This window comes from Micromonospora sp. 4G55 (assembly GCF_016803375.1).
On sequence record NZ_JAEVHN010000445.1, the window covers coordinates 1 to 5,172 of the forward strand.

Genomic DNA, 5,172 nt, shown 5'->3' on the forward strand with positions numbered 1-5,172 from the left:
CACCCGGGACGGGGTGAGCGCGAGCCGACCCACCGGGGCGAGCCCGGCCCGGTCCACCGCCAGGCCGCCGAGACTGCCCCCGGCGACCTGGGCGATGGTGAAGACGGCCACCCCGAGCACCGGTACGACGTACGTGCCGATCACGATGATCGCTGCCCCGCCGAGCCCACCCAGGTAGCACCACCAGGGCAGCCGGGACCGGCGCAGCACGGCGAGCCCGGTCCGCATCGACGGCAGGACCAGCAGTCCGACCAGGACCAGCAGCGAGCCCCCGGCGTTGTTGACCACCGCCCCGAGCACGGGACTGCCCACCCGCTCGCCCAGCTCGGCATTGGCCACCCCCTGGGCGGCCGACGCCACCCCGCCGAGCACCACCAGGGCCAGCGCGGCCGTCGGCGGCAGGGATCTCACAGCCGGCAGGCGTGGATGTTGGTGACCAGGATGGCGCGGGCGCCGAGCTCGTACAGCTCGTCCATGATCCGGTGCACGTCGTCGCGGAGCACCATCGCCTGCACGGCGACCCAGCCCTCCCGGTGCAGCGGGGACACGGTCGGCGACTCGATGCCCGGGGTCAGCGAGCTGGCCCGGTCCAGCAGGCCGGCCGGCACGTCGTAGGCGAGCATGACGTAGCGGCGGGCGACCAGCACCCCGTGCAGGCGGCGCAGCAACTGCTCGGCCTGCGGGTGGGTCGGGGCGCCGGCGCGGCGGACCAGCACCGCCGAGGAGCGCAGCAGCGGTCGCCGAAGACGACCAGGCCGGCCTGGCGCAGGGTGGCCCCGGTCTCCACCACGTCGGCGACCACGTCGGCGACGCCGAGCCGGATGGCGTTCTCCACCGCCCCGTCCAGCCGGATCACGTCGGCCTTGACCCCCAGCTCGCCGAGGTACCGATCGACCAGCCCCGGGTAGGCGGTGGCGATCCGGTGCCCGCCCAGCTCCTGCACGGAGTGGACGTCCTCCGGGCGGGCGGCGAAGCGGAAGGTGGCCCGGGCGAAGGCCAGGTCCATCACCTCCTCGGCCGGCGCGCCGGAGTCGATCAGCAGGTCGCGGCCGGTGATCCCGACGTCGAGGTCACCGGAGCCGACGTAGGTGGCGATGTCCTTGGGACGCAGGTAGAAGAACTCGATGTCGTTGGGCTCGTCCCGGCAGACGAGGTCCTTCGGGTCGGTGCGCTGGCGGTAGCCCGCCTCGCGCAGCATCTCGGCGGCCTTCTCGGCCAGGGCGCCCTTGTTCGGTACGGCGACACGCAGCATGACGGAGTGCTCCTTCGATCAGATGTGATCAACGACGGGGCGCACTCACAGATGTCGGTAGACGTCCTTGAGCTCGAGACCGCTGGCGAGCATCAGCACCTGGACCTGGTAGAGCAGTTGGGAGATCTCCTCGGCGGTCCGCTCCGGCCCCTCGTGCTCGGCGGCCATCCACGACTCGGCCGCCTCCTCGACGACCTTCTTGCCGATGAAGTGCACGCCCTTCTCCAGGGCGGCGACCGTGCCCGAGCCCGGGGTGCCGGCGGCGGCCTTGGCCTGCAGCTCGGCGAACAACTCCTCGAACGTCTTCACGGGATCCGATTCTTCCAGTCACCGGGCGACACCTCGCGCACCGGGTCCGGCCGCGTCGTCCTCCCCACCCGGACGCTCGGGCCTGGCCCCCGTTTTGCGGCGTGTCGCGGTGTCCCCGATCCGGGACACCGCGACACGCCGCGAAACGAGCCGATTAACGACGGGCGGGGGTCAGCGGCCGAAGCCGACCCGCTGGCCGTTGGCCGCGGCCACGTCCCGGATGGCCAGCGCGGCGTCGAGGGCCGCCACGGTGGCCGCCCAACCCTTGTCCTCCGCCGAGCCGGGCAGCCCGGCCCGGTCGCGGGCCTGCTCGATCGTCTCCACGGTGAGCACCCCGTGCGCCACCGGCTTCCCCTCGTCCAGGGCGACGCGGGTGAGGCCGTCGGTCACCGACCGGCAGACGTAGTCGAAGTGCGCGGTGGCACCGCGGACCACCACGCCGAGGGCGACCACCACGTCGCAGCGCCGGGCCAGGGCCTGGGCCACCACCGACAGCTCCACCGAGCCGGCCACCCGGGCGACCACCGACCGGGCGCCGCACGCCTCGGCCGCCGCCACCGCCCGGTCGAGCATGTGGTCGGTCAGGTCGGCGTGCCAACGCGCGGCCACCACGCCCACGGTCAGCCCGGCGGCGTCCACCGTGGTCACCCCGGGCTCGCCGAATCCCGCCATGTCTACGCTCCGATCTCGTCGCCGGGGACCGGCCGGCCCATCGGGGCCTCGGTCACCTCGTCCAGTTCGTCCAGCAGGTGCCCCATCCGGTCCCGCTTGGTCCGCAGGTATCGCACGTTCTCCGGGTGCGGCCGGATCGGCAGCCCCTCACGGCCGGTGATGGTCAGGCCGTACCCCTCCAGCCCGGCCCGCTTGGCCGGGTTGTTGGTCAGCAGCCGCATCGAGCGCACACCCAGGTCGTAGAGGATCTGCGCGCCGGTGCCGTAGTCGCGGGCGTCGGCGGGCAGCCCCAGGTCGAGGTTGGCGTCCACGGTGTCCCGGCCCAAGTCCTGGAGCTGGTACGCCTGGAGCTTGTGCAGCAGCCCGATGCCGCGCCCCTCGTGCCCGCGCACGTAGAGCACCACACCCCGCCCCTCCCGGGCGACCCGGGCCAGGGCCGCCTGCAGCTGCGGGCCGCAGTCGCAGCGCAGCGAGCCGAAGACGTCCCCGGTCAGGCACTCCGAGTGCACCCGCACCAGCACGTCCTGCCCGTCACCGATCTCCCCGTAGACCAGGGCGACGTGCTCGGCCGGGTCGTGCTCGGCGCGGTAGCCCAGCGCCCGGAACACCCCGTACGGGGTGGGCATCCGGGCGTCGGCGACCTGCTCCACCTGCTTCTCGTGCCGCCGCCGGTACGCCACCAGGTCGGCGATGGTCACCAGGGTCAGGGCGTGCTCGGCGCAGAACTTCTCCAGGTCGGGCACCCGCATCATGGTGCCGTCCTCGTTGACCAGCTCGCAGAGCACGCCGGCGGGACGCAGCCCGGCCAGCCGGGTCAGGTCGACGGCCGCCTCGGTGTGCCCGGGGCGGCGCAGCACCCCGCCCTCGCGGGCGCGCAGCGGCACCACGTGCCCGGGGCGGGACAGGTCGGTCGGGTCGGTGCCCGGGTCGGCCAGCAGCCGGATGGTGTGCGACCGGTCGGCGGCCGAGATGCCGGTGCCGATCCCCTCCCGGGCGTCGACCGTCACCGTGTACGCGGTGCCGCGCCGGTCCTGGTTGGTGTGGTGCATCGGCGGCAGGTCCAGCCGGTCGCACTCCGACTCGGTCAGCGACACGCAGATGTAGCCGGAGGTCCAGCGGACCATGAACGCCACCAGCTCCGGGGTGGCCAGTTCGGCGGCGAAGATCAGGTCGCCCTCGTTCTCCCGGGACTCGTCGTCGACCACGACGACCGGCCGGCCGGCGGCGATGTCCGCCACCGCCTGCTCAATACTGGCGAACGCGCTCATGCCGACACTCCGCTTCGCTCCGTGCCGCCATGAGGCACCACCGCACTGGACCTGATGATTCGCTCGCTGCGCTCACTCATGCGACGGCCTCCGAGTAGGTGGACGGGATCGGCGGGGCGGCCGACCGGGCGGCCCGCGAGGTCCGCCACCAGGCGGCGAGACCCCAGACGCAGAACGCGCCGTAGAACAGGTACATGGCCGCCGACGGGTAGAAACCGCCGCGCAGCAGCAGCGGCACGCCGACCGCGTCGACGGCGATCCAGATCAGCCAGAACTCGACCCAGCCGCGGGCCATGCCGTACGTGGCGAGCAGGCTGCCGGTCAGGATCCAGGCGTCCGGCAGCGGGCCCCAGGAGCCGAGCGCGGCGAGCACCGGGTACCCGGCGGCGATGCCGACGGCGGCGGCCAGCAGCAGGCCGAGCCGCTCCCGGCCGGTGGCCCAGCGCGGGCTGACCGCCGGCTGGTCGTCGCCCTGGCGGCGGTTGCGCGACCAGCGCCACCAGCCGTAGACGCTCACCGAGAAGAAGAAGACCTGCCGGCCGCCTGGCCGTAGAGGTCGTGCGCCTGCGGGGTGGCGAAGACGCCGCCGAGGAAGACGGTGAACAGCAGCGCGTTGCCGATCATGCCGACCGGCCAGGCCCAGACCAGCCGGCGCAGCCCGAGCAGCGCGGAGGCCAGCCCGAAGACGTTGCCGACGATCTCGCGGACCAGCACCGGCGAGCCGGCGATCTCGAGCTGGGCCTCCAGCAGCCAGCCGAGCGGGCCCATCAGCGCCCACCCCCCGCGGGCGCGCCGGGCAGGCCGCCGCCGGCGAGCCGGTCGCCGAGCAGGCGCTCGACGTACTTGGCCAGCACGTCGACCTCCAGGTTGACCGGGTCACCGACGCCCTTGCCGCCGAGCGTGGTCAGCTTCAGCGTGGTGGGGATCAGCCCGACGGCGAACCAGTCGTCGCCGACCGCGGCCACGGTCAGCGAGACGCCGTCGATGGTGATCGAGCCCTTCTCCACCACGTACCGGGCGAGGTCGGCGGGGAGCCGGAAGCGGACCGTCTCCCACTGCGCGGCGGGCTCCCGGGCGATGATCTCGCCCACCCCGTCGACGTGGCCCTGCACGATGTGCCCGCCGAGCCGGCTGTTCAGCGCGGCGGCCCGCTCCAGGTTGACCGGGTCGCCCACTCGCAGCGCGCCGAGCGCGGAGCGGCGCAGCGTCTCCCCCATCACGTCGGCGGTGAAGACGCCGTCGGAGACGTCGACGACCGTGAGGCAGACGCCGTTGACCGCGATGGAGTCGCCGTGCCCGGCGTCGGAGGTGACCAGCGGGCCGCGGACGGCGACCAGCGCGGAGTCACCCCCGGTGTCCGTGACGCGGACGACCTCGCCCAACTCCTCGACGATGCCGGTGAACATGTCAGGCCTCCCTCTTTCGGGGCAGCGCGGTGATCCGCAGGTCGGGACCGATCTGCGTAACGTCGGTGATCTCCAGGTCGATGGCATCGGCGATGGTCGTCACGCCGGCGTCGACCAGCGCGGTCCGGCCGGCGCCGAGCAGCTTCGGCGCGACGTACCCGACGACCTTGTCGACCAGACCGGCGGCGAGGAACGCGCCGGCCAGCCGGGGGCCGCCCTCCAGCAGCGCGGCCCGCACGCCGCGGCGGTGCAGCTCGGCCAGCAG

At 73.7% G+C, this 5,172-nt stretch carries 6 protein-coding genes and 2 pseudogenes; all 8 read right to left on the reverse strand.

Going from position 1 to position 5,172, the window contains the following annotated elements:
• Positions 1–411 (reverse strand): DMT family transporter (locus JNW89_RS26905; RefSeq protein ID WP_238451137.1); only part of this gene is annotated, 411 nt, incomplete at its 3' end.
• Positions 408–1,252, reverse strand: a pseudogene (hisG, locus tag JNW89_RS26910) (ATP phosphoribosyltransferase). The gene JNW89_RS26905 and the pseudogene hisG, both read right to left, overlap by 4 nt.
• A 45-nt stretch (positions 1,253–1,297) precedes the next feature.
• Complete coding sequence (locus JNW89_RS26915) at positions 1,298–1,561, reverse strand: phosphoribosyl-ATP diphosphatase (RefSeq protein ID WP_013732805.1); 264 nt, start codon at positions 1,559–1,561, stop codon at positions 1,298–1,300.
• Between the two features lie 171 nt (positions 1,562–1,732).
• Complete coding sequence (ribH, locus tag JNW89_RS26920; RefSeq protein ID WP_238451139.1) at positions 1,733–2,233, reverse strand: 6,7-dimethyl-8-ribityllumazine synthase; 501 nt, start codon at positions 2,231–2,233, stop codon at positions 1,733–1,735.
• 2 nt (positions 2,234–2,235) lie between these two features.
• Complete coding sequence (locus JNW89_RS26925; RefSeq protein WP_238451140.1) at positions 2,236–3,501, reverse strand: bifunctional 3,4-dihydroxy-2-butanone-4-phosphate synthase/GTP cyclohydrolase II; 1,266 nt, start codon at positions 3,499–3,501, stop codon at positions 2,236–2,238.
• 76 nt (positions 3,502–3,577) lie between these two features.
• Positions 3,578–4,269 (reverse strand): annotated as a pseudogene (gene pnuC / locus JNW89_RS26930) (nicotinamide riboside transporter PnuC).
• Positions 4,269–4,907, reverse strand: coding sequence for a riboflavin synthase (locus JNW89_RS26935; protein ID WP_238451142.1), 639 nt, complete (start codon positions 4,905–4,907; stop codon positions 4,269–4,271). The pseudogene pnuC and the gene JNW89_RS26935 overlap by 1 nt, the downstream one beginning before the upstream one ends.
• A gap of 1 nt (position 4,908) precedes the next feature.
• Positions 4,909–5,172, reverse strand: a 264-nt coding sequence (locus tag JNW89_RS26940; RefSeq protein WP_238451144.1) for a dihydrofolate reductase family protein, incomplete at its 5' end; no start/stop codon positions are given.

Excerpts from the sequence above, each read along its gene's own strand:
- JNW89_RS26925 (WP_238451140.1), bottom strand. The coding sequence starts at position 3,501 with ATGAGCGCGTTCGCCAGTATTGAGCAGGCGGTGGCGGACATCGCCGCC.
- ribH (WP_238451139.1), bottom strand. The coding sequence starts at position 2,233 with ATGGCGGGATTCGGCGAGCCCGGGGTGACCACGGTGGACGCCGCCGGG.
- JNW89_RS26935 (WP_238451142.1), bottom strand. The coding sequence starts at position 4,907 with ATGTTCACCGGCATCGTCGAGGAGTTGGGCGAGGTCGTCCGCGTCACG.